Here is a 22,949-nt window from a genome sequence, read left to right on the forward strand (position 1 = left end):
CGGGCTGGGGGCGCTTCGGCACCACGACGAGCGGCGATGACCACCGTGCCGGAGCCCCGCGCGGCGCGCGGCACGGTGGTCTCGCCGTGACGTCCGGGGTGGTCACCGCCGGCGTCAGTTGTTGAGCGCGCTGAACAGGGTCATTCCCGCGCTGACGATGAGGGCCAGCAGCACCACCCGGCGGAACCGGTCCGGGTCGATGCGGCTGAACACCGCGTCGCCGATGAAGTAGCCGAGCTGCACCACCGGCACCCCCACCAGCCCGATCCAGAGCGACTGGCTGTTCACCTGGCCGGCCACGGCGAAGCCGATCAGGCTGAACACGCTGGTGCCGGCGAACACCGCGGCGAGGGTGGCGCGGAACTTGCGCGGGTCGTAGCCCATGCCCTGGAAGGCGGCGACCATCGGCGGCCCGTTCGTGCCGGTGGACGTGGACAGCGCGCCGGACAGGAGACCGACCCCCACCAGCACGGGAACGTTGCCCGGCACCTTCACCCGGCGCCACACCATCAGGGTGCAGCCCAAGACGCCGACGCCGATGAGCGCGGTGAGGACCCGCTCGGACGTGGCCCCGTAGATCCACAGGCCCAGGGGCATGCCGAGCAGGATGCCGGCCATGGCGATCATGGCCACCTTCCATTCGGCGTGATGGCGCTGGCGTACGCCGATCGTGATGGTCATGGCGAGAGCGGACAGGGTGGTGGCGACGACCGCCGTGTGCGGGTCGACGGTGAGGGCGAGGAGGGGAGTGGCGACGAGGGCGTATCCGAATCCGGTCACCGCGTGCACCGTAGAGGCGAGGAGGACGATCACTGCGGCGACGAGCAGCGTGGTCACCTGCCACACTTTGCCATAAACCCAGGGAAATGATCCAGTATTTCTCGGCAGAAAAATCGGCGATAATCACATCGGCAGGCTGAGGCCGTTCCTGAAATCGAGAACGGAGCTGCGGCGAATGGTCTCTACGTTGTTTCTCTGGCTTTGTCAACGGGTGCGCCGAGGAGTGAATTGACGTGAACGCTCAGGAACCTGCGAATTACGTGGTCAGCCCGCCGCTCGACGGCGGCGGGGCGGTCGTCTTCGTCCCCGGGCTGGGCGGCCGGACGAAATTCGTCGACCGCTGGAACGAGCCCGGCCGGGGCCCCGTCATCCGCCGGGCCGTCTGGAGCGAACCCATGAACGTGCCCGCCGTCGACGAGCGCGGCGCGGCCCTCGCGTCCCTCATCGACCGCGCGGACGCCTCCGACGTCGTGCTCGTCGGCCACAGCATGGGCGCGCTGGTCTGCCTGGAGGCGGCCGGGCGGCTGGACCGGCGGGTGCGCGGCGTCGTCGTCATGTGCCAGTATCCACCGCACCGCACGCCCGTCTCGCCGCTCGCGGAGCTGCCGGACCGGGCGCTGGCGGCCGAACTCGACGCGCCGCCGCACATCGCGGACACGGCGGCCCTGCCCGAATACGCCCGCCTCTGGCGCTCCGAATACCGCCTTCTCAATCGTTACCTGGAATCGTATCCGCGCCCGATGGTGAACGCGCCGATCGTCGCCGTCGGGGCCAAGGACGACGCCAGTTCGTGGAGCTCGGAAAACCTCGACGAGTGGCATTCTTACACGACGGAACGGCTCTCCGTCCATATGGTCGCGGGCGGCCATCAGATGGTCGAAGAGCTGCCTTCCGAGACGCTACGAGAATGGCTCAGCACGCTTTCCTGCTGACCCTTCCGCGCGTCCATGACGTCGTTCTCCCCGGGCCTCCTCTCACTCGCCCAACCGGCGCAGTTCGGCGGCCAGCTCGGCCACCGTCGGATGGTCGAAGATCACCGCGATGCCGACGTCCACGCTGAAGGCCCGGCGGATCTCCTCGACCAGGCCGACGGCGGCGAAGGAGTCGCCGCCCAGGTCGAAGAAGTTCTCGTCCAGGCCGACCTCCTCCAGCCCGAACTCGGCACACCACATCTCCACCAGCCTGTCCTCAACCGCCACCTGCCCCTGCGCCGCCCCGCCCGAGAGTCCTTGGGGCACGGCGGACGGGGCACCGGCTGCGGTGGACTGCGCATCGGCTGAGATGGGCTGTGTGCCGGGTGCGGTGGGCCGCGTATCGGCTGCGGCGGACCGCGTGCCGGCCGCGCTGGGCCGCGTATCGACCGAGGCCGGCGCCCCCGACATGCTGCCCGGCCGCCCGCCTGATGAACCGGCCCCGTCACCCATGACCGCGTTCTTCAAGACGGCGTCGTGCCCCGGCACGGTGACGGCCACCTGCCGGTGCTCAGGCCGGGCCAGAAGCCGCAGCAGCAGGCCGATCCCGGTCGCGGGCGTGATCGCGTCACCAGGCGCAAGCTGCGGCCCGGCGTCAAAGTGCCGCCGTCCGGACGACGGCACCGGCCCGGCGGCGGCGTCCCGTCCGAGGCTGATGTCCGGCGTGATGGCGGCGCCTCGCTCCTCACGACGAATGTCGGAAGCGACCATCGATTCGTCGACGCGGCGCATGGTGAAGCCCCTGACCTCGACGGCCACCTCGCCGTCAGCCGTCAGTACGTCGATGTCCGCCACGATCGTGTCGGGACCGCTCGGCCGCCGGCGGATGTGGCTGTACGCGCGGCCCGGGATCGGCCGGTGCACCACGATCGACTGGTAGGCGAACGGGGCGTGCGGCGGCTCCAGATCGGGATCGCGCGCCAGCGACACCGCCGCGTCCAGCAGCGTGGGGTGCAGCGCGTGCTCGCCGAGCTCGTGACTGAAGGCGTCGGAAAAGGTGAGCACAGCAAGCTTCGTGCCCGGATCGTCCCCTGACGTCCAGATCTCCTCACCCGGCCATCGCGGTCCGATGGTGAACAGCCGGTTGGCCGGATCGTTCACGGGCGTGCGCCGGTCGGTCAGCGACGCGCGCAACCCGTCCAGGTCCACCGTGCCCGCCGTGGCATCCACCAGCCCGATCTCACCCGTCGTGTGCACGCGATGGTCACTGGGCGAGCCGGAGGACGATGACAGCGGCGCGGTGCGTACGGTGAAACGCCAGACATCCTCGTGCGGCTCGAAGCCGACCTCCAGCGAGACGGGCTCAGGGGTGGTGATCGGCTGCCGGAACACCATGTGACGCACCCGCTCGGGCCGCCCGTTCACGTTGCCGACCGCCTCACGGAACGCGCGCAGAACGAAGTCGACCTGGGCCGTGCCCGGCAGCACCGGGACTCCTTCCATTCGGTGCTCGTCGAGAATCGGATAACTCTCGGCCGACAACGAGACCGACCACCGACGCACAGCCACCCCGGCCTCCGGTCCCGAGCCCGGCTCCACCTCTGTAGCCACGTTCGGGCCTGTCCCCGCGATTTGCCCTGGGCGGCCGGTGTGCGGGTGTCTTTCCTGGCGGGCGGCCATGCCGACCTCGGTCCACGACGGCCAGTTGACGCTCACCGAGGCGCAGCCCGCCAGCGGCTGCCGGCGTACCACCGCGTCGAGGAAGGCGTTCGCGGCGGCGTAGTCGGCGCCGCCCACCAGGCCCCTGAGCGCGGCCCGGCTGGAGAACGCCACGAAGAAGTCGAGACCGGCCTGGTCCCGCAGCACCTCGATCAGCGCCAGCGTGCCGTGCACCTTCGGCGCCAGCGTCGCCCTCATCTGTTCCCGCGTCCGGAACGGGATCATGCCGTCCCCCGCCACCCCGGCGAGATGGAACACCCCGTTGACGCCACCGAAGGAGTCCGACGCCCGACCGATCACACGGCGCAACGCCTCCACATCGGTCACGTCGCACGTCTCGACCCGGCACTCGGCCCCGAGCCCCTTGATCTCAGCCAGCTCCGCCTCGTGCCCACCTGTACGGCGCCCCAGCAGCAGCAACCGCGGCCGCATCCCCGTCTCCGCCAGCCCACGCGCCACAGCCAGCCCCAGCCCGCCGAGCCCTCCGGTGATCACATACACACCCCCGCGCCGCAACCCGACCGACCCCACACCACGAGCGTCCGCACCGTTGGAAGCCGCGCCGTGCCGGGGCGCGACGTCAGGAGCCGTGTCGTCGAGGGGGAGCGGGCGTTCTTCGGGGATCCAGCGTCGGTCGCCGCGCAGGGCGACGATCTCCGAGTGGTCGAAGCCGCGCAGTTCCGCGAGTAGCCGGTTGGTGCCCACCCCGTCCTGGACGTCGATGAGCTTGCAGCGGGAACGGGGGTTCTCCAGCATGTAGCTGCGCAGGAGGCCGAGCAGCATGGCCCGGACCGGGTGCACGCGCTCGCCGCCTGTCACGTCCGCCGACAGTTCGGTGATGACCAGGACATCGCGGCCGCGTCTGTCGGGTGCCCGCCGCGCCGCCTCCTGCAGCAGGTCCACGAACCGATGGAAACCGGCGTCGAGCTGGTCGTCGATGGTGCTCAGGTCGGGTTCCGCCAGGGCGCCGAGCTGGGTGGCGTCCACGACGAGCTCCGGGTAGCGGCGCGACTCCCTCAGCTCGTCCAACAGCCGGACGACGTCCTCCGAATGTCCCGGCCGGATCGTGAAGTCGTTCTCCGAGCATCCGGGTCGGTCCATGGAGTCGGTCGCCGAGCTCGCGTACGCGGAGGCGTGCCGGACCCTTGTTGCGTCCCATCCGGCTCGGTCGAGCAGGGCGGTCAGTTCGGCCGCGCGGCGTGGGTCGTCCGGCAGGAACACCAGTGGGCGCGACCCGTGCCCGATGCCGGACCCATGGCGTGGGGCTGGTGCGGCCTCCACCCACGTGGGCAGCCGCAAGGCCGCCCCGCCCGCCTCGCGCGCGTGCGCCTCGCTCGTCTCGTGCGCGGACTGGCCGGTCGGCTGGTGTGCGGGTGCGCCGTTCGGCTGGTGCGCCGGCGTGCGGCCGGCCGGGCCGTGCGGGGCTTCCAGGTCGATCCAGTGCCGCTCGCGCTGGTACGGGTAACCGGGCAGGGGCACGCGTTCACGAGGACCCGACGCCGACAGGGGCGACCAGTTCACCTCCGCGCCCAGCGTCCACATCCGGCCCAGCGCGTACAGGAACGAGGCCCGTTCCGTGGCGCCCTTCGACGGCCCGGCCGGCAGGACCGGCACCACCAGATGACGCCCGGCCCGCACCTGGGGATGCGCGCGGGCCAGGGTGGTGAGCGACCGACCCGGGCCCATCTCGACCAGCACCCGGTCTCCATCGGACAGCACGGCGTCGAGCGCCCGCTCGAACAGGGCGGGCTCGTCGAGGAGCCGCAGCCAGAAGTCCGCGCTTCCTGCCTGCGCCGGCTCCACCAGGCCGCCGGCGGCGGTGGAGCAGATTTTCGCCCGGGGACGCCGTGGCCGGATGCCGTCGAAGGCCGTGCGGAACCGTCCGGCGGCGTCGTCCGTGGACGATCCGCCCGTCGCCTTGGCGCTGACCAGCCGTACCGTCTCCTGGAGGGTGAACACCCCGGCGAGCGTGGCGGCGGCGAACTCCCCGACGCCCAGGCCGAGCAGCACGTCGGGCTCGATGCCCAGCGCCTGCCAGAGCCGTCCCAGCGCGTACTCGACGCTGAAGACCGCCGACTGCCTGACATCGGCGCCGTCCGGGACCGGCCGGTCCTGCGCGGCTTCCCGCGTCCCCTCCCAGAGCGGCCGCAGCGGCAGGCCGTGCGCCTCGAAGAGCTCGACGCACTCGTCCAGCGCCGCCCTGAACACCGGTTCCGTACGGCGAAGCTCCGCCGCCATGCCGGCGTGCCACGCCCTCTCGCCCGGGAACAGGAACACGGTGCTCCGCTCCGCCCACTCCGGCGGGGTGACGATGCGCCGCCCCTCGTCGAGTACGGCGGCCGCCGCGTCGGCCAGGCTCTCCACCACCACCGCGCCCCGTACCGGATGGGGCGTGCGCCCCTCCCGCAGCGTGAACGCGACCCCGGCGAGCGGCTCAGCGCTTCCCGCGAAGGCTCGGGCGAGCCGCTCCGGCCAGGCCGCGGCCGCCGCCGGCGTCCGCGCCGACCACACGATCAGCTCCGCCGGTTCACGACGCGTCGGTTCCGGGCGGGATCCGGTGTGGCCGCCGCCTTGCCGGCTCCGCCCAGGGACAGCCGGGCGGGCCGGTGCCTCTTCGAGGATGGCGTGCGCGTTCGTGCCGCCGATCCCGAACGAGCTGACCCCCGCCAGCCGCCGCCGCCCGGCCGCCCGGGGCCAGGACCGGAGCGTGTCGTTGACGAGGAACGGTGAGCTGTCGAGGTCGAGCAGCGGGTTCACCTCGTCCAGGTTGACGGTCGCCGGGATCCGCTCGTGGCTCAGTGACAGCGCGGTCTTGATCAACGACGTGATCCCCGCCGCATGCCCCAGATGCCCCACGTTGCCCTTGATCGAGCCGATGGGACACCGTTCGGCCCGCGACGCCGCCCGGGCGCCGAACGCCATCCGCAGCCCCGCGATCTCGATGGCGTCACCCAGCCGGGTCGCGGTGGCGTGCGCCTCCACGTACCCGATGTCCGCGGGCCCCACGCCGGCCAGTTCCATGGCCCGCGCCACGACCTCCGCCTGCCGGTCGGCGCTGGGCGCGGTGAAGCCGACCTTGTGCGCGCCGTCGTTGTTGACCGCCACCGACCGGATCACCGCGGAGATCCGGTCGCCGTCGCCCAGGGCGTCGGCGAGCCGCTTGAGCACCACGACGCCGGCCCCGCTGCCGAAGACCGTGCCGGTGGCCGCCGCGGCGAAGGGCCGGCAGTGACCGTCCCGGCTGAGCGGGCCGTCCTGGGCCCACCGGTAGCCGTGACCGACGGGGAACTCGACGTCCGCGCCGCCGGCCAGCGCGACGTCACACTCGCGCAGCCGCAGCGCGTTCACGGCGAGGTGCACCGCCACCAGCGAGCTCGAACACGCGGTCTGCACGGTCAGGCTCGGGCCGTTCAGATTCAGCTTGTACGACACCAGCGTCGACGCGCTGTCGGGGTTGTTCCACATGCCGGCCCCCATGCCGGTCGCACTCCTGAGCGCCTCCAGGTTCGCGAGAATCCGGCCGATCCCGTACCGGTTCGCGGCGACCGACGAGAACACGCCCGCCCTGCCGAGCCGCGTCGCGTCATATCCGGCGTTCTCCACGGCGGCGTGCGCGGTCTCCAGGTAGAGCCGCAGCTGCGGATCGCACACGTCGGCCTCGCGCCGGGTCAGGCCGAAGAACCCGGCGTCGAACAGGTCGATGCCCTCCGGCTCCGCCACCGCCCGCACGTACGCCGGGTCGGCCAGCGCCTCCGGCGACACGCCCCTCGACCGCAGCTCGTCCTCGGCGGGGAAACGCACCGCCTCCTCGCCGGCCACGAGCAGCTCCCACAGTTGCCGGGTGCCGGCCGCCCCGGGGAAACGGCCGGCCATCCCGATGATCGCGATCGGCTCGACGAGGTCGCTCATGTCGTCCGTGCTCCAATCAGCTTGCCGCGTACGGGGAACGAGCCGTCGCGGAGACCAGGCCGCCCTCCACCGAGTGAGGGGCGGCCTCAGGCCAGGTCGTCGTCCAGGGTCTCTCGTAAGTGATCGGCGAAGGCCCGCAGAGTGGGATATCGGAAGACCAGCACCGGAGAGATCTCCCTGCCGAGGCGGATGGAGACCTCCGACACGAAACGCATCAGGGACATCGAGGTGAAACCGGTCTCGAAGAAGCCGCCGTCAGGGTCGATCCCGGTCCGGCCGAGCACGGACCGCGCACTCTCGTCCAGCACCGCCCACAGCTTCCCGGCCTGGTCCTCGGCCGGCTCGTCACCCCACGCATCAGCCTGATCCCCGCCCAGCCCGCCGCCCAGCCCGCCGTCCCGCGCGCCGTTCCGGCCGCTGTCCGGGGCACTGTCCGGGGCGCTGTCCTGCGGGGAGTCCCGCACCTCGATGCTCGACGGCAGGACCGCCGGGTCCAGCCGGTCGCGGAGCACCGCCCGGATCTCCTCGCCGTCCACCGCCGCCCCTGGAGCCCGTACGACGGTCAGGCGCACGGTTCCGACACCCGCGCCGTCCTCGACGAACGTCGCCACCGAGCCGGCCACGCCCGGGACCAGGGCGGCCGCGCCCTCGATCTCGTCCAGCTCCACCCGCGTGCCGTTGACCTGGACCTGCCGGTCCGCCCGCCGCAGGAAGCACAGGTCGCCGTCCGGCAGCAGGCGGACGACGTCGCCCGTGTCGTACCAGCGCCGGCCGTCCTGGTCGGTGGTCAGCAGTGCGGCGCCGCCGGTGTAGCCGAGCGCACATGCGGAGGACTCCACCTGCAACCGGCCCTCCAGATTCGCAGCGCCGCTCACCCCGGGCTCCGGGACGATCCTGATCGTGGCGTGGCCGAGCGAGCGCCCGATGGGGACCGGGTCCTCGCCGGCGACCCCCTGACCAGGCGGAACCCGGTACATGCAGACCACCTGCGGCGTCTCCGACGCGCCGTAACAGTTGACCACGGTGGCCCGCGGCGCGAACCGGGCCGTCGCCCGCAGCGCCGCCGCCGTGAGCCGCGCCCCCACCGAGCAGACCACCCGCAGACTGGGCAAGGGACGCGGGGACGCGCCCGCCATGAGCTGGAGCAGGACCGGCGAGCCCTGGAGCACCGTGATGGAGTGCGCGGCGAGCCAGTCCGCCGCCGGCCGCGGATCGGCGGCCGTGCGCGGGCCGGGGACGAACAGCGTCGCACCCGTCACCCAGGGCGCGATCAGCTCCCGCAGGCTGGGATCGTGGCCGGGCCGGCTGAGGAAGGCGACCCGGTCGGCTTCGTCCATGGGCAGCTCTTCGAAGAACGCCGCGCAGGCCGCCGCGAAGGCCGCCCGCCCGACGACGATCCCCTTGGGCCGGCCCGTCGTCCCGGACGTGAAGAGCACATGACTGACGTCGTCCCCGACGTGGCCGCCGCCGTTCGCGGAGACGTCCAGCGGCTCCAGGCCGGCGGCCGGGGCGGACGACGGCGCGAAGACCGCGGCGGCGCCGGTGGCCGCCAGCGCCCCGCGTACCCGTTCCCGGCCCCAGTCCCCGAGGATCGCCGGAACGGCTCCCGCGCCCCACAGCCCCAGGAGCCGCGCGACGAACGCCGGGCCGCGCTCGGCGGGCACGCCCACCACGCGGCGCTCCAGCCGGTGACGCCGCACGACCTCGCCGACGTCCGCGCCGAGCGCGGCGAGATCGCCGAAGGTGAGCCGGCGATCCTCGTGCACCAGCGCGACCCGGCCCGGGTCACGCGGCGCCCGCCCGAGCACGCCGAACAGCCCCAGCCCCGGGTCGCCGACTGCGGTGCCCGTGGGGGTAGTGTAGGTAACGGTGCCGATGGTGTCACGGGCGGGGCCGGTCGGCTGGTCCCGTCGGCTCACGCTGGCCTCCCTCGCGGGCACGACTCCCGCTCGTCCGATCGTTGTCGCGTCACAGCAGCTCGTCCCACACCGGGTGGAAGTACCTGGGGTGAGCGGCGCGCAGGTCGCGCCAGTGTTTCCTGCGGCTCTCCGCCGGTGCCGCGCCGGCCCGGTCGTCCCCCGGCTCGCCGGTCGCCGGCCATGCCACGTGCACCAGCGGGAGCACGGCGGAACCGCGCCGGGCCTTGCCCAGCTCCGCCCCCGCGCCGGTGACGACTTTGGACAGCCCCATGGCGTACGCGTGCCTGATGGGTTCGTAGATGGCCGCGTTGAAGTACACGAACGGGTCGGGCCCCTCGTCGTCCACCCGCCCGAAGTCCGTCACGTACAGCCGGTCGTGCCACCGGCACAGCACCCCGGCGCCGACGACCCGGCCGCGCACCTTGCACAGCACGGCCAGCGCCGCGGTGTCGCCCAGCGCGGAGGCGTACGCCGAGAGCCGCCCCGTGACCGCGTCCACGCTGTAGGCCATCCCGTGCCTGGCCCGCACGTTCCCGATCATCGGCGCGATGGCCGGGACGGCCTCGCGCAGCGGGACGGTCTCGGCCGCGCAGACCTCGGCGAAGCGCCCGGTCTCCCTGCGGACGCTGGTACGCGTGTTGCGCGGCAGCGTCGCCAGGTAGTCCGCGAAGCACGTGCCGGGCAGCTCCAGCTCGGTCTGGGCGACGCCGGCCAGCCGGTGCCGGCCGCCGTCGCCCGTGACCGGCGCGAGGTCCCGCCACGCGGCGGCGTCGAGGAACAGGAAGAAGGTGTACGGAAGCCCGCGCTCGGCCGCGACGGCGCCGGCGGCGTCCCTGAGCGCGCGCAGGACCATGGCTCTGGCCGGCCCCGTCAGGGTGGGGTCGAGGACGAGCCGGGTGCCGAAGCCGGCCCGGGACCCGGCCAGCAGCCCCAGCCGCCCGCCGGCCGGGCTCGCGGCCCGCAGCAGGTCCTGGAAGTGCAGCTCGGGCCAGTAGAGGTAGTCGCCGCGGCTGGGCAGCGAGTCGTAGAGGGGGAGCGCGCCGAGGACGCGGCAGTGCCCGGGCCTGCGGGCGATGAGGTACATGACGGGCGCCTCACCGGTCCGTTCGAGAGCCCGCAGCCACGCACGGCTCTGGAACAGGTCCTGAGGGTCGGCGACGTCGTCCCACGCGCGCCCGGCGACGTCGCTCAGCGAGAGAACGCGTTCGACCGTCACGGGCCCGGGCACTTCTGGCGTCATTTTGCGTATTTCCTGGTGCGTTATCCGAACAGGGCGGTCACGTGATCAACCAGCCCCGTGATGGAGCCATTCGAGCAAGTCCGGCTCGGCGAGGCCGGACACCCGGCGCTCGTAGTGCGCCCGATCCTCGGCGGTGAGGAACTGCTGCCATTCGCCGGACTTACCGCTGCGGAAAAAGCGTTTGCGGTCGCGGATGTAACCCAGTTGCTCATCGGGCGCGAGTTCGTCCGCGCGATCGCGCATCTGCTGGAACGTGGCGGCCTCGACGAGCCCGGGCCACCTGCTCTCGTCGATCTCGATGCCGAGCCGCCCGGCCAGCCGCCGCATCTGGCCCGCCAGGTCGCGTGACAGGTCGGCGTAGTGCAGCAGGACGACGTTCGGCTCCGTACGGCGGATCCAGGCGCGGCTCTGCGTCCAGATCAGCGCGCGCAGCGAGTCGAGGTTGACGTGCGGCGGGTCGTCGTTGTCCACCCAGCGCATCAGGTACGTGCGTTCGTCGAGGAGGTCTCTGTCGTCATGGCCGTCGACCGGGGCGTCGTCCGCGCCGCCGCCGGGGTGGGCGGCCTGGTGGATCAGCCGGCGGATCACGTCGCGTTTGAGGTTCTTGCCGTGGCTGCGCAGGGAGATGGCGACGTCGCGCGGGTCGCGTCCCACCGTGATGTAGGTGACCTGGGGATCGATCGGGATGCCGTCGAGCGGGATGTGGGTCTTGATGAAACGGCGGTGCCGCTGCGCGGACAGGTGGTCCCAGACCTCCTGTTTCGGGCGTACGAGCATGTCGATCCACGGGGAGAGGCTCGACAGCTTGGCGGGTAGCCGGGGCGTCTGGAAGATGAGGAGTGCGCAGATCGTCTGGGTCCAGGTGGTGCCGCACTTCGCCGGAGAATTGATGACGATGTCGCCGGGACGGAATTCGAAACCGTCCCACCTGGAGCTGTCCTCCATTGGAGTGAGGTAACGAGCCAGTTGTGTCGTCACGAATGCGAGTTTAAACACAGTATGCGAGTTGAGAAAATACATCTTTGCCGGTATTTATTGCGAATCGCGGCCATCGCCCGGTTTGCTGGTGGTGAATAGTGAAATTTACGGCATGCGTTATCGCCGAGGCGCTGAATTGCGCGCCTCGGCCGCCGTCACCGGCCGCTCATCCGCTGCGCAGGGAGTAGGCGGTCACCTCCTCGGGCACCTGGGTGAGGCGTGACAGCGCGCCGCTCCCGATGTTCCAGCCGAGCAGCCTGTCCCCGCTTTCGACGATCACGGTGTCGTGCCCGTACCAGCCGCGCACGGCGCAGCCGGCCTTCCCGCAGCGCGCTCCGGGCGGATCGCCCCAGGGCAGGAGCAGCGTCCTGACCACCCGTCCCGTGGCGGACTCGGCCACCACGACCACGTCCGCCCGGCCCCGCCGGTCGTCGTGCGCGGGCGCGGACCTGGCCACGAGGCCGTCACGCTGCCACCCGTGGTCACCCGGGCCGCGCACGGGCATCCGGCCCTGGCCGGTGATGCCCCGCACGTCCAGCCGCAGCTCCCGGTCACCCTGCCGGATCAGCGTCCTGCGGCCCTGACCGGGCGAGACGATCCTGAGGTCGCCGTAGCCCGCGGCACTGGCGAACCCCTTGAACGGCTGCCGCACGGCTGCCCCCGTGGCCAGGTCGAGCAGGTAGTTCGCCGCCTGCTGCTCGACGAGCAGCCGATCCCCGCGCCACAGCACCGCCTGGTTGAACCCCGGCACCCGGTACCGCCTGGCCTGGCCGATCACCAGGTCGACGACGACCACCTCGTCCCGCTGCGGGAAGGCGGCCATCGTCCCGTCGGGGGCGAGCGAGTTGGGGACCAGCGCCGGGCTGGGGGAGCCGGTCGCGTCCACGGCCTCGTCCAGCTTCACGTCCAGCCGGACGCGGCCGCCGGCCTTCATCGCGTAGATCCGCCCGTCGCCGTACGCGGCCAGCGCCAGCACGGGCCCGGCGACCGAGGGCATGACGGGGACGCCGGCCCACCGCTCCGGCAGCGCGGTCGCCAGCGCCGGCAGCGCCGCCTCGCCGGCGGGCGGTGGGGCGACGTCCGCGGGGGGAGCGGACGGCGTCATGGGCACGGGCGTGCCGCCCGGATGGACGGCGACGCCGCGTTCGACCGGCTCCGGCGTCATGACGATCCCCGCCACGACGACCGCGGCGACCGTCGCCACCGCCGCGGCCGCCGTCAACCGGCGGCGGGCACGCCTCCGCGTGCCCAGCCGCCACAACTCTCCCGCGCTGGACGAACCCTCCGGCAGGGTCTCGGCGAGCTCGCCGAACAGCTCGCGCAACCGCTGGTCCGTCATATCAGCACCTCCTCCAGCTCGGGAGCGACCTCGCGCAGGCGCTTCAGCGCCGCGTGCGTCTGGCTCTTCACCGTCCCGGGGGAGACCCGCAGGATCGCGGCGACCTCCCCGACGGGCAGGTCCTCGTAGAAACGCAGCACGAGCACGGCCCGCTGCTTCACCGGCAGCCTGGCCAGCGCGCGGGCGAAGACCAGCTTCAGGTCCGACTCGCCGGAGGTGTCCTGGTCCTGCTGTTCCGGCGGCTCCTCGTAGACGAACTCCCGCCGCCTGCGCCGCCTGGACGCGACATCCCTGTACAAGGTGGTACGTACGTAGTTGACCGGATCCGTGTGCACCTTCGACCAGCGGCGCGCCAGTTTGATCAGGGCTTCCTGGAGTACGTCCTCGGCCAGATGCCGGTCGCCGCTGATGAGGATGGCGGCACGCAGCAGCCGCGGGCGCCAGGCGGCGACGAAGGCCTCGAACGCCTCGGAATCCCTCATGTAGACAAGACGCCCCGGGGGGCGCGATCGGTTGGGGTCCGCGCCGAAATCCACCGAATCCGGCTTCACCGAGGCAACCCTGCCCTGCTATCGGGGCCCTGACCGCGGAAGGCGGAGCTGTGGGCGGCACCGGGACACGGGCCCGGCCGCCGCCTACGCTGGAGGCCATGACCGAGACCGACGACGGAGACCGTCCCGCCCGCGTCGAGGACGTACACGAACTGGCCCTGTCCATGCCGCACGTGACCGTCTATCCCGGGACCGGCGACAACCCGGTCTACCAGGTGGGCGGAAAGTCGTTCGTGTTCTTCCGCAACCCGCGCCCGGACGCGGTGGACCCCGACACCGGCGAGCGCTACCCGGACGTGATCGTCTTCTGGGTCGAGTCCCAGGCGGACAAGCTGGCGCTGGTCCAGGACGAGACGACGCCGTTCTTCACCACCCCGCACTTCGACGGTCACGCGTCGGTGCTGCTGCGCGCCGCCAGGATCGGTGAGCTCACCCGCGCCGAACTGGCCGAGGTGGTCCAGGACGCGTGGCTGTCGCGGGCCTCGGCCCGCAGGGCGGCCGACTGGCTCCGCGCCCACCCGCCCGCACGGGGATGACGGCAGAGCGCGCGAGGACGACCGTCCCTTACTCGAACAGGGACGGGTCTCCCGTGCCCCGGCGCAGGATCTCGGGCTCGTCCTGCGACAGATCGACCACGGTCGTCGGGGTCGCGCCGCACTCGCCGGCGTCGATGACGGCGTCCAGCGAGTGGTCCAGGGTCTCCTTGATCTCCCACCCCTGCGTCATGGGCTCCGTCTCGTCGGGCAGCAGCAGGGTGCTCGACAGCAGCGGCTCGCCCAGCTCCGCCAGCAGCGCCTGCGTCACGACGTGGTCGGGGATCCGGACGCCGACCGTCTTCTTCCTGGGATGCAGCAGGCGCCGGGGCACCTCCTTGGTCGCGGGCAGGATGAACGTGTAACCGCCCGGGGTCGCCGCCTTGACCAGGCGGAACACCGCGTTGCTCACATGCACGAACTGCCCGAACTGGGCGAAGTCCCGGCAGACCAGGGTGAAGTGATGGTCGTCGCTCAGGCGGCGGATCTCCTTGATCCGGTCGATGCCCTCCTTGTTGCCCAGCCGGCACCCGAGGGCGTAGGACGAGTCCGTCGGGTACGCGATCAGCCCGTCGCCGCGCAACAGGTCGACGACCTGGCCGATCAGGCGGGGCTGGGGATTGTCCGGATGCAGATCGATGTACTTGGCCACACCTCGGATCTTAGAAGCGAACCCGCCATGGCCGGGCACGGGGCTCGCGCCTCCTCAACCGGGGACGCCGCCGGCCACCCACCGCCTGATCTCCTCGCCGGCCCGATCGGCGACCGGATGCCCGGCGGGCCGGGTGACCAGGTCGCTGAGGGCGAACATGTCGAGCACGTGCCCCAGATAGGCCCAGTCGTCGTCAGGCGGCAGGTGCGCGCCGAACCCCTCCCGGAAACCCTCGGTGAAACCGGCCGGATAGTCGGCCCCGAACCGCAGCATGTTGGCCGCGTCGGCGTACGGGCAGCCGGAGAAGGAGAACTCCCAGTCGAGCACGGCGTCCACCCGCCAGCCGTCCGCCGCCCGCGTGACCAGGACGTTCTTGGGATTCATGTCGGCGTGCACGAGCCTGGCCCACCCGTCCACGCGGGTGAGCGCCGGAGCGTGCGCCGCGCACAACTCCGCCCACGCCGACCGTACCGCCGGATCGAGACGAGAGGCCGGCACCTTGCTCATGCAGCTCTCGGCGAACGCGGGCAGTTGCCTGGACCACGGCGGACCTTCGGCGACCGCGAGATCAGACCCACCGAAGAACCCCGGCCGATCAAACCCCGCACCCCCGATCCCCGCCACCACCCGCCCCACCTCAACCCCCAACGCCCGCAACTCACCCGCGTAGCAGCCGGGCCCGGGCCCGGACAACCCGACCTCGGGCCCGGACGGCACGATGTCGGGACCGGACCCCACAATGCCGGGCCCGGCCATCAGGACCTCGGGATCGGCCAACACGCTGCCGGGATCGGCCAGCACGATGTCGAGCGGCGTGCCCGCCACGTGCTCCAGCACCATGGCCGGACGCCTGCCCGCCACGGACGGCAGGACGAGCAACACCTCAGGCACCGGCACGTGACGGCGGCCCAACTCCATGACCGCGCCCTCCACGGCCGGGTCGGGCCCACCGAGCCGAGCGACCACGGCACCTCCGCCGGCCAGCTCCAGCAGGGTCGTCTCGTGAGAGAACCCGCCGGCCAGCATCCGGGTAGCGACCACCTCAACGCCCAGCGCCGCCGCGATCGCCTTCATCTCTTCCGCCCGCATCCGCCCCAGTCTGGCACGTACGACCCCCGTACCGCCGAAGCCACCTTCCCCACCAGCCATACGCCGCCCCCGCACCACCGATCCCACCGGACCCACCGCCCTTCCAGCGACCCGTCACCCGTCCCTCCACGACCGCCCTCCACGACCGCCCTGCACGGCTGGAGTGACGACCGGCGGGACGACTGGCCGCATGACTGGCCGCACGACTGACCTTGCGATCGGCCAGACGACTGACTCCTATGGACGGCCCGGCGTGTACACCCGTCAGTACTGACCAAGGCATGGGTGAGGGCTTACAACAATCGGTCGAGGAGGCTGGGAAGGGCCGCTCCGTGAGAAGATCAAGCTCATGACTGAACTGCCTGGCTCAGGCTGCCGCGACTCCCGCAGCCGCCCGATGGACACCGACCCCTCCGCGCCGTCCATGACGCGGCCGGTCAGGCTGGTGAGGGCGGGTACGGTCGAGTGCTGAGCATGCCCCGAACCCATGACGCCTCCAGTCCCGGCACCACGCCGGAGGAGGCGCTCACCATGGCAGGCGGGCCAAGCGAGCAGTCAAAGCCGACCCCAGCGCAGCCGCCCGCACAGGCGACCGGCTTCGATCCGGCCGGACAACCGGTCGAGCTAGGCCAGGCAGGGCAGATGACCGGGCTTGGTCTGGCCGGGCAGGCAGCTGAACTTGGGCAAAAAGGGCAGTTGGCCAAGCGTGGCTTGGCTGGGCGAGCGGCCGGGCTTGGGCACGCAGCGCATGTGGTCGGTCCAGGCCAAGAAGGGCAAGCGGCCAGGCTTGGTCCGGCTGGGGAAGCGGCCGGGCTCGGTCCGGCTGAGCAGGCGACCGGGCCTGGGCAGGCGGAGCATGTGACCGGACCTGGCCAAGAAGGGCAAGTGGCTGGGCCGGAGGAGGCCGGGCTTGGGTCGGCCGGACCGGCGGTGGCCGGGTGGAAGGCGGCAGGGCGGACGATGACCGGTGACGAGATCGCGGGCCACGAAGCGGAACAAACCGGTGCAGACGAGCCCGGCTTCGAAGGCCACAGGCCCGAGCCCGGAGCTCACAAGTCTGGCTCTGGAGGCCATGAGCCCGGGTCCGGAGGCCGCAAGCCCGAGTTCAGCGGGCAGGGTCCCGAGTTCGGAGGCCGCCGGCCCGATTCAAGTGGGTACAGGCCCGAGTTGGGCGGTTACGGGACCGACCCCAGCGAGGTCGGGCCTGAGCGTGGGGTGACCGCGCCGGGGCTGGAGGTGACCGCCTCCGGGCTCGGCGTGACCGCGTCCAGACTCAACGCGGCCGGCCTCGGCGTATCCGGCTCCGGTGCCGCCGGGCTCGGCGCATCCGGGCCCCACGCGTCCGACCCCGGTGCTGCTCGGCCCGGTGCCGCTGGGCTCGGTGCGGCAGGGCTCGGCTCGTCCCAATCCCATACGTCCGGACCCGGCACGTCCGGACCCGGCACGTCCGGACCCGGCACGTCTCACTCCGGCACGTCCCACTCCGGTACGCCTGGACCAGGTACGTCCGGACTCGATGCATCTAGAGCCGGTACGTCCGGACTTGGTGGGTCTGAGACCGGTACGTCCAACCTTGCTGTGCCTGGAACTGGTGCGCCTGGAATCGGCGCCTCCGGAACAGGCATGCCCGGGCTCGTCGGTGCGGCTGGACTGGGTGCGTCCGGTCGTGGTGGGGCCGGGGTGGGGCTCGGGATGGGGTGGCCGGAAACGGGCGGTCACTCGCGTGGCGTCGGATTAGCGGACGTCGAGGGCCTGCGACCCCGGCGCGAACCCGGCGACGGAGGCCAGGTGCCCGGCGCCGATGTCGACCTGGTGGACGGGCTGCCCCCGGAGACCCGCCGCACCGCCATCGCCTGGCTGAGCGAGAACGTCTCCCCGGCCGCGCGGCAGACGCGACTGCAGGTGCTGGCCTCGTTCCTGCGCTGGCTGGGTGCCGTCGAGCCGGACGTCGAAGCGGCGGACGTCACCACGACCCACCTGGACGCCTACTGCGAGGCCGCGCTCGCCGGCAGCCTCACCGTCGGCGTGCGCCACCCGGGCAGGCCCCTCGCCCGGGCGACCGTGGCCAGGAAACGGGCGGTGCTGTCGTCGTTCTACACCTTCGCCTGGCGAACCGGCGCCGCGCGGCACGAATGGCCCCCGCGAACGGACGCGACCCGCGACCCCCGCCTGCTGAGCAAGGACGACCGGCGAAGGCTGCGTGAGGGCGCCGCCCGCCTGGCCGCCGGCGGCCGTACCGCCGAGGCCGTCGCCGTCGCGCTGCTGGACGCCACCGGCGCGACCGCCGACGCGCTGGCCGGGCTGACCCTGCAGGACCTGCGGGCGGTCGCCTCGGGCGAGCCCGCCATCGTCACCATGCACGACGCACGGGGCGACCTCGTCGCCTTCCCGATCCCGACACCGGCCCGCCCCCTGCTGTGCGACCTGTCGTCGGAACGGAAGGCGGGGGAGCCGCTGCTCACACGCGCCGACGGCCGGCCCGTGGACGTGCGCTGGCTCAGGAACGCGCTGACCGACGCCGCCCTCGCCGGCGGCATCCCCCGGCGCCGCGCCGAACTGCTCGACCCGCACATGCTCCGCGCCACCACGGTGACCGAGTACCTACGCGACCGCACGACTTGACAAGGCGGGGGCACCGATACCCCCCGCCACCTCACCCCGAACCCTCAACCCCCGCATCCCCGGACTCCTGAACCTGGGATTCCTGAACCCCGGACTTCGGATCCCCGGAGCTCGGACCCTCGGACCCCGGGTCCTCGGACTCCGGGGACTTCTGGACCCTTCATCTTCGGACGCTTGGGGTCCCTGGACTTCGGACCCCTGCCTCTCGGGCCTCGGATGCCCGAACCCTCGCTTCTCGGGACCTCGGTTCTCAGATTCCCGGACCTCGGATTCCTGGTTCCCAGATCCTTGGACGCCGGATCCCTGGACTTTGGCTACTCGGGCTCTCAGACCTTGGTTTCTGGATCCGGGCTCCTGGAACCCCAGACCTCCAGACGCCGAATCCTCTGACTCCCAGACCGTCGGCTCTCTGGACTCCCGGACCCGGACCTCGGATCCCTGGCTCCCAGATCCCAGGCTGGCTCCCGGGTCTCCGGCCTTTCCGGACCGGTTGCGGAGTTCCCCGGTTACCTGGGTCTGGGGTGTTTGTGCGGGTGCGGTGTCACACTTGTGGGGCGGCTCGGGTCAAGGCGGTGGAATCATTCGGACCCGCCGTTCCGGGACACGTCGCCGCGTCGGCGGGTGTCCCGGAAGGAGCGTCTGATGCTCACTGTCGTCGTCACCGTTCTGACCGCCCTCTGGGTCGGGTTCTCGGCCCTGTCCGTCTTCAGGCGTGCCCAGTGGGTCGTGGGACCGCTGGCCGAGTACGGCGTCGCCCGTAGGTGGTGGCCGTGGCTGGGGGCCGCCAAGGCCGCGGGGGCGGTCGGGCTGGTGGTCGGGCTGGTCGTGCCCGTCATCGGGGTCGTGGCGGGGATCGGGCTGGTGCTGTACTTCACCGGGGCCGTGATCACCGTGCTCAGGGCGCGCTCGTACGCCCACGTCCCGTTCCCGCTGCTGTATCTCGCGCCGGTGGTGGCCGTGCTGGCGATGGGCCCGATCGGCTGAAGCCGTACGGAGAACTGGACGATCAACTACAACCTTTCGCCCCGCCCCGGCGTAGGGAACGGGCGAGAGGAGTCGAATTGAACGATCATGACGGCTTCCGTGAGTTCGTGCTCGTCCGCCAGCAAGCGCTGATGCGGACGGCGTACCTGCTCACGGGAGACGCGCACCTCGCCGAGGACCTGCTGCAGAGCGTGCTGGTCAAGGTGCTCGGGCAGTGGGGCAAGCTGTCCAAGGGCGGCGACCCGGTGGCGTACACGCGTAAGGCGCTGGTGAACCAGTACATCTCGTGGCGGCGCCGCCCCCGCGTCGAGTTGCCCAGCGCCTCGGTGCCGGAGCACGGCGTCTCGAGCGACGACAGGACGCTGGACCGGATCGTGCTGCGCGAGGCCCTGGCCCGGCTGGCCCCCAAGCAGCGCGCCGTGATCGTGCTGCGCTTCTGGGAGGACCTGACCGAGGCGCAGGCGGCCGACGTGCTCGGCTGCTCCCTCGGCAACGTCAAGAGCCAGACCCATCACGCGCTGGCCCGGCTGCGGACGATCGCCCCGGAACTGGCGCACCTGCTGTCCGAGCACGAGATCGAGAAGGTGGCCCGGTGACGCGGCTGCGTGAGGCACTGGGCGACATCGCCGCCGACGCCCCCATGGTGAACCTGGCCGACCTGGCGATCGCCGGGCACCGTCGCAGGAGGATGCGGACGGCTCTGGCCATGACGTCCGTGGTGGCGCTCGCGGTGGCGGGGGCGACGAGCGCGGCCCTGGTGGTGCCGTGGCACCGCCTGGCCGGCGGCGCCACGCCGCAGAACGCCGTGATGGTGCCCGAACTGCCCGGGGGCAAGGTCGGGGCGCTCAGCCACGCCTACCGGACGGAGTGCGCCGTCGACCGGACCACCCGCGAGGTGGACTGCGACTCCGCGGAGTGGCGGGTGGTCACCGCCGGCGGCAGGACGTACCGGGTGCCACAGGCGCTCGCCTTCACCGCGAAGCACGACCATGTCCCCCTCGCGCTCAGCCGGGACGGCCGCAAGCTCGCCTACTACAGCGACGAGGCGGCGGCCTACATGGTGCGCGATCTCATGACCGGGCGTGAGGCGACCTCGCCGATCAAGGTCCGGCAGGAGGAGATCCAGGCCGGCGCCATCCTCGTGCTCTCCGACGACGGCCGCTACCTGGCCTTCGACCCGCTGGTCGGCAAGAAGCGCCCCACGACGCTGATCGATCTGCGCACCGGCGAGGCGAAGCGGCTGAACAGCCGGTACGAGCCGATCAGCATCAAGGGCGGAGTGATCGAACTGGTCCGGTACGTCAAGACCGACCTGTGGCGCATGCCCGTCGAAGGCGGCGGGAAGCCGGTCCGCTTCAAGGGGGCGTGGATCGGCTTCAGCGAGCCGCACCCGGACGGCCGCACGGTGGTCGCGATCGACCACGCGGACCACAGGAAGGGGGCACGCACCACGTTCGGCGTGCTCGACGCCCAGACCGGGCGGATCGTACGGAAGGTGCGGCTGACCGGGGTGCCGGCGAATACGACCATCGACGAGATGTCCGTGTGGCGGAGCTCGAAGCACGTCACGGTGGCGACCAGCACCGGGTCGGACCGGCGCCTCTACGAGGTGAACGTCACCACCGGCGAGGCCAAACTGCTGACCGCCTTCGGCACCAAGGTCAGGGATCTGGCTCTCCCAGGCGCGGCATCAGGCAAGTGACAAGTGACAAGTAGCAAGTGACAGGAACGTGGCGCCCACCGGGCTCGGCCACCGCAGCCCAGGCCCGGGCCGGTGCCGGGCTGGGCCGGCACCGGCACGGTCGTCGATGGGTGTCGGTGATGTGGCTAGCTCAGGCGGGCGAGCTCCTCCGCGCTCAGCTCCAAAGCGGCGGCGCGGGCGGAGTCGACGATGGACTCCGGCCGGCTGGCGCCCGGGATCGGGATGACGACCGGGCTGCGGGCCAGCTCCCAGGCCAGGCAGACCTGCTGCGGCGAGACGCCGTGCGCCTGCGCGATCTCGGTGAAGGCGGCGTTGCGCTCACGCAGCTCGCCGGTGCGGCCGATGCCGCCGAGCGGTGACCACGGCAGGAAGGCCAGGCCGAGCTCCTCGCACACGTCGATCTCGGGCTCGCTGGAACGGAACCGCGGCGAGTACTCGTTCTGGACGCTCACCAGGCGCTCACCGAGGATGTCGTGGGCGAGCCTGATCTGCGCCGGGTCCGCGTTCGAGATGCCGGCCATCTGGATCTTGCCGGCGTCGTGCAGGTCCTTCAGCGCGCCGATGGTCTCCTCGTACGGCACCTTCGGATCGGGCCGGTGGTGCTGGTAGAGCCCGATGCTGTCCACGCCGAGGGCCTTCAGCGACCGGTCGCAGGCCTCCCTCAGGTACGACGGGCGCCCGTCCACGTCCCAGCCGTCCGGCGTACGGGTGTGGCCGCCCTTGGTGGCGACGAGCACGGAGCCCGTGTCACCGCTCCAGCGCGCCAGCGCCCTGGACACCAGGCGCTCGTTGTGGCCGACGTCCTCGTGCGAGGGCGTGTAGGCGTCGGCCGTGTCGATCAAGGTGATACCGGCGTCCAGGGCGGCGAGGATCGTCCGGATCGACTGCTCCTCGTCCGGCATGTGGCCGGCCACCGACATGGGCATGGCCCCGAGCCCGATGGCCCCGACCTGGCGGTTTCCGATGGCACGCGTTCTCATGGCGTTCTGCATGAGAACACCCTGTCGTCTGGAGCGCACTCCAGGTCAAACAGGCCGCCGCCGAAAGCGACCGCGTGTCGCCGAAGAGGCGGCTCGCCCGCACCGTATCGCTCAGGGCCGGCGCCGACGGCGGCGTGCCGTCCGGGGGACGGCACGCCCGCGCCGGGTCGCGCGGGTCAGGGCCGGCGGCCGACTCCCGCCAGGACGCCGCCCTTCGCCAGCCCCGGCGCCGGGTACGGGTCGTCGTCGCGCCACTCCTGGACCGGTACGATCCCCGGCTCCAGCAGCTCCAGCCCCGCGAAGTAGCCGCGCATGGTCTCCCGGTCGCGCCAGGCGATCGTCCCCGCGCCCGAGCGCCGGTAGACGCCCCTGGCCTCGTCCATCTTGTCGGCCCGCCCCTCCTCGGGCTCGACGTAGCTGTGCGAGATCACCAGATGGCCGCCGGGCACCAGGGCCTCGCGCAGGGTGGCGACGATCGCGGCCACCTCGTCGTCGTCGGGGAAGAAGTGGAAGACGGCCGCCACGATGATCGCGACCGGCTGGGAGAGGTCGAGGTGGGCGGCGGCGGCCTTCAGGATGGCGTCGGGCCGGTGCAGGTCGCCCTCGATCACGGCGGTGTGCGGGTTGTCGGCGAGCAGGGCCTGGGCGTGCACGAGCACGATCGGGTCGTTGTCGACGTAGACGACCTTCGAGCCGGGCGCCTCCCGCTGCACCACCTGGTGCACGTTGTCCTGCGTGGGCAGGCCCGTGCCGATGTCGAGGAACTGCCGCACGCCCGAGCGGGCGACGTGGCGTACGGCGCGGACGAGGAAGCCGCGGTTGGCCAGGGCCATCTCCCGCACGTCGGCGCCGCTCTCGCGGGCTATGGCGACGATCTGCTCCGCCGCCACCCGGTCGGCGTGGAAGTTGTCCTTGCCGCCCAGGTAGTAGTCGTACATGCGCGCGACGCTGGGAACCGTCGGATCGACCCCTTGAGGAGCCCGCTCGTCCGGTAAGCCCTGCGCGTCCTGCTCCCGATCTCCGGCCATGACCCCGCCTTCC

Annotated in this window: 18 protein-coding genes; 7 read left to right on the forward strand and 11 right to left on the reverse strand. The window is 72.0% G+C overall.

Going from position 1 to position 22,949, the window contains the following annotated elements; genetic code table 11:
* Positions 1–114: 114 nt before the first annotated feature.
* Positions 115–837: a sulfite exporter TauE/SafE family protein gene (locus tag B0I32_RS12020; RefSeq protein WP_181307284.1), complete on the reverse strand. Its 723-nt coding sequence runs from the start codon at positions 835–837 to the stop codon at positions 115–117.
* Positions 838–1,013: 176 nt separating this feature from the next.
* Between B0I32_RS12020 and B0I32_RS12025 the strand changes: the two genes are divergently transcribed.
* Positions 1,014–1,712 carry a thioesterase II family protein gene (locus B0I32_RS12025; protein ID WP_181307286.1) on the forward strand — a complete coding sequence of 233 codons (699 nt, stop codon included), beginning with the start codon at positions 1,014–1,016 and terminating at the stop codon, positions 1,710–1,712.
* Between the two features lie 42 nt (positions 1,713–1,754).
* On the opposite strand, the gene B0I32_RS12030 is transcribed toward B0I32_RS12025, so the two are convergent.
* From B0I32_RS12030 to B0I32_RS12055, 6 genes are all read right to left on the reverse strand, one after another.
* Positions 1,755–7,319 carry a type I polyketide synthase gene (locus tag B0I32_RS12030; protein ID WP_106237825.1) on the reverse strand — a complete coding sequence of 1,855 codons (5,565 nt, stop codon included), beginning with the start codon at positions 7,317–7,319 and terminating at the stop codon, positions 1,755–1,757.
* 86 nt (positions 7,320–7,405) lie between these two features.
* The gene (locus B0I32_RS12035) at positions 7,406–9,238 is read right to left on the reverse strand and encodes an AMP-binding protein (protein WP_146178129.1); all 1,833 of its coding nucleotides are present in this window, start codon (positions 9,236–9,238) and stop codon (positions 7,406–7,408) included.
* A 49-nt stretch (positions 9,239–9,287) separates the two neighbouring features.
* Positions 9,288–10,478 carry a peptidogalycan biosysnthesis protein gene (locus tag B0I32_RS12040; RefSeq protein ID WP_106237831.1) on the reverse strand — a complete coding sequence of 397 codons (1,191 nt, stop codon included), beginning with the start codon at positions 10,476–10,478 and terminating at the stop codon, positions 9,288–9,290.
* Between the two features lie 45 nt (positions 10,479–10,523).
* On the reverse strand, positions 10,524–11,456 hold the full coding sequence (locus B0I32_RS12045) for a sulfotransferase domain-containing protein (RefSeq protein WP_219911740.1): 933 nt from the start codon (positions 11,454–11,456) through the stop codon (positions 10,524–10,526).
* Between the two features lie 166 nt (positions 11,457–11,622).
* Complete coding sequence (locus tag B0I32_RS12050; protein ID WP_146178130.1) at positions 11,623–12,795, reverse strand: hypothetical protein; 1,173 nt, start codon at positions 12,793–12,795, stop codon at positions 11,623–11,625.
* On the reverse strand, positions 12,792–13,277 hold the full coding sequence (locus tag B0I32_RS12055; protein ID WP_106237838.1) for a SigE family RNA polymerase sigma factor: 486 nt from the start codon (positions 13,275–13,277) through the stop codon (positions 12,792–12,794). The genes B0I32_RS12050 and B0I32_RS12055 overlap by 4 nt, the downstream gene beginning before the upstream one ends.
* Positions 13,278–13,444: 167 nt before the next feature.
* Between B0I32_RS12055 and B0I32_RS12060 the strand changes: the two genes are divergently transcribed.
* Positions 13,445–13,882 carry an MmcQ/YjbR family DNA-binding protein gene (locus B0I32_RS12060; protein ID WP_106237840.1) on the forward strand — a complete coding sequence of 146 codons (438 nt, stop codon included), beginning with the start codon at positions 13,445–13,447 and terminating at the stop codon, positions 13,880–13,882.
* A 28-nt stretch (positions 13,883–13,910) separates the two neighbouring features.
* On the opposite strand, the gene B0I32_RS12065 is transcribed toward B0I32_RS12060, so the two are convergent.
* Both B0I32_RS12065 and B0I32_RS12070 read right to left on the reverse strand, forming a co-directional pair.
* The gene (locus B0I32_RS12065; protein ID WP_106237842.1) at positions 13,911–14,531 is read right to left on the reverse strand and encodes an L-threonylcarbamoyladenylate synthase; all 621 of its coding nucleotides are present in this window, start codon (positions 14,529–14,531) and stop codon (positions 13,911–13,913) included.
* 54 nt (positions 14,532–14,585) lie between these two features.
* Positions 14,586–15,620, reverse strand: a complete 1,035-nt coding sequence (locus tag B0I32_RS12070; RefSeq protein WP_181307287.1) for a phosphotransferase family protein — start codon at positions 15,618–15,620, stop codon at positions 14,586–14,588.
* A 349-nt stretch (positions 15,621–15,969) separates the two neighbouring features.
* Between B0I32_RS12070 and B0I32_RS60900 the strand changes: the two genes are divergently transcribed.
* The 5 genes from B0I32_RS60900 (at position 15,970) to B0I32_RS12095 (ending at position 20,928) form a co-directional block, all read left to right on the forward strand.
* Complete coding sequence (locus B0I32_RS60900; protein ID WP_281262587.1) at positions 15,970–16,092, forward strand: hypothetical protein; 123 nt, start codon at positions 15,970–15,972, stop codon at positions 16,090–16,092.
* Between the two features lie 1,316 nt (positions 16,093–17,408).
* The gene (locus B0I32_RS12080) at positions 17,409–18,242 is read left to right on the forward strand and encodes a tyrosine-type recombinase/integrase (RefSeq protein ID WP_106237848.1); all 834 of its coding nucleotides are present in this window, start codon (positions 17,409–17,411) and stop codon (positions 18,240–18,242) included.
* A 642-nt stretch (positions 18,243–18,884) separates the two neighbouring features.
* The gene (locus B0I32_RS12085; RefSeq protein WP_106237850.1) at positions 18,885–19,226 is read left to right on the forward strand and encodes a DoxX family protein; all 342 of its coding nucleotides are present in this window, start codon (positions 18,885–18,887) and stop codon (positions 19,224–19,226) included.
* Between the two features lie 77 nt (positions 19,227–19,303).
* Positions 19,304–19,822 carry a SigE family RNA polymerase sigma factor gene (locus B0I32_RS12090; protein ID WP_106237852.1) on the forward strand — a complete coding sequence of 173 codons (519 nt, stop codon included), beginning with the start codon at positions 19,304–19,306 and terminating at the stop codon, positions 19,820–19,822.
* On the forward strand, positions 19,819–20,928 hold the full coding sequence (locus B0I32_RS12095; RefSeq protein WP_106237854.1) for a TolB-like translocation protein: 1,110 nt from the start codon (positions 19,819–19,821) through the stop codon (positions 20,926–20,928). The genes B0I32_RS12090 and B0I32_RS12095 overlap by 4 nt, the downstream gene beginning before the upstream one ends.
* Positions 20,929–21,053: 125 nt before the next feature.
* On the opposite strand, the gene B0I32_RS12100 is transcribed toward B0I32_RS12095, so the two are convergent.
* Both B0I32_RS12100 and B0I32_RS12105 read right to left on the reverse strand, forming a co-directional pair.
* The gene (locus B0I32_RS12100) at positions 21,054–21,908 is read right to left on the reverse strand and encodes an aldo/keto reductase (RefSeq protein ID WP_106238288.1); all 855 of its coding nucleotides are present in this window, start codon (positions 21,906–21,908) and stop codon (positions 21,054–21,056) included.
* Between the two features lie 176 nt (positions 21,909–22,084).
* The gene (locus B0I32_RS12105; RefSeq protein ID WP_106237856.1) at positions 22,085–22,936 is read right to left on the reverse strand and encodes an SAM-dependent methyltransferase; all 852 of its coding nucleotides are present in this window, start codon (positions 22,934–22,936) and stop codon (positions 22,085–22,087) included.
* Positions 22,937–22,949 lie beyond the last annotated feature (13 nt).

The organism is Nonomuraea fuscirosea (assembly GCF_003001935.1).
GTDB lineage: Bacteria > Actinomycetota > Actinomycetes > Streptosporangiales > Streptosporangiaceae > Nonomuraea > Nonomuraea fuscirosea.

Bases quoted from the DNA above. Each gene is read 5' to 3' on its own strand.
- B0I32_RS12100 (WP_106238288.1), bottom strand. From the start codon at position 21,908: ATGAGAACGCGTGCCATCGGAAACCGCCAGGTCGGGGCCATCGGGCTC.
- B0I32_RS12085 (WP_106237850.1), top strand. From the start codon at position 18,885: ATGCTCACTGTCGTCGTCACCGTTCTGACCGCCCTCTGGGTCGGGTTC.
- B0I32_RS12055 (WP_106237838.1), bottom strand. From the start codon at position 13,277: ATGAGGGATTCCGAGGCGTTCGAGGCCTTCGTCGCCGCCTGGCGCCCG.
- B0I32_RS12070 (WP_181307287.1), bottom strand. From the start codon at position 15,620: ATGCGGGCGGAAGAGATGAAGGCGATCGCGGCGGCGCTGGGCGTTGAG.
- B0I32_RS12050 (WP_146178130.1), bottom strand. From the start codon at position 12,795: ATGACGGACCAGCGGTTGCGCGAGCTGTTCGGCGAGCTCGCCGAGACC.
- B0I32_RS12040 (WP_106237831.1), bottom strand. From the start codon at position 10,478: ATGACGCCAGAAGTGCCCGGGCCCGTGACGGTCGAACGCGTTCTCTCG.
- B0I32_RS12105 (WP_106237856.1), bottom strand. From the start codon at position 22,936: ATGGCCGGAGATCGGGAGCAGGACGCGCAGGGCTTACCGGACGAGCGG.
- B0I32_RS12030 (WP_106237825.1), bottom strand. From the start codon at position 7,319: ATGAGCGACCTCGTCGAGCCGATCGCGATCATCGGGATGGCCGGCCGT.
- B0I32_RS12060 (WP_106237840.1), top strand. From the start codon at position 13,445: ATGACCGAGACCGACGACGGAGACCGTCCCGCCCGCGTCGAGGACGTA.
- B0I32_RS60900 (WP_281262587.1), top strand. From the start codon at position 15,970: ATGACTGAACTGCCTGGCTCAGGCTGCCGCGACTCCCGCAGCCGCCCG.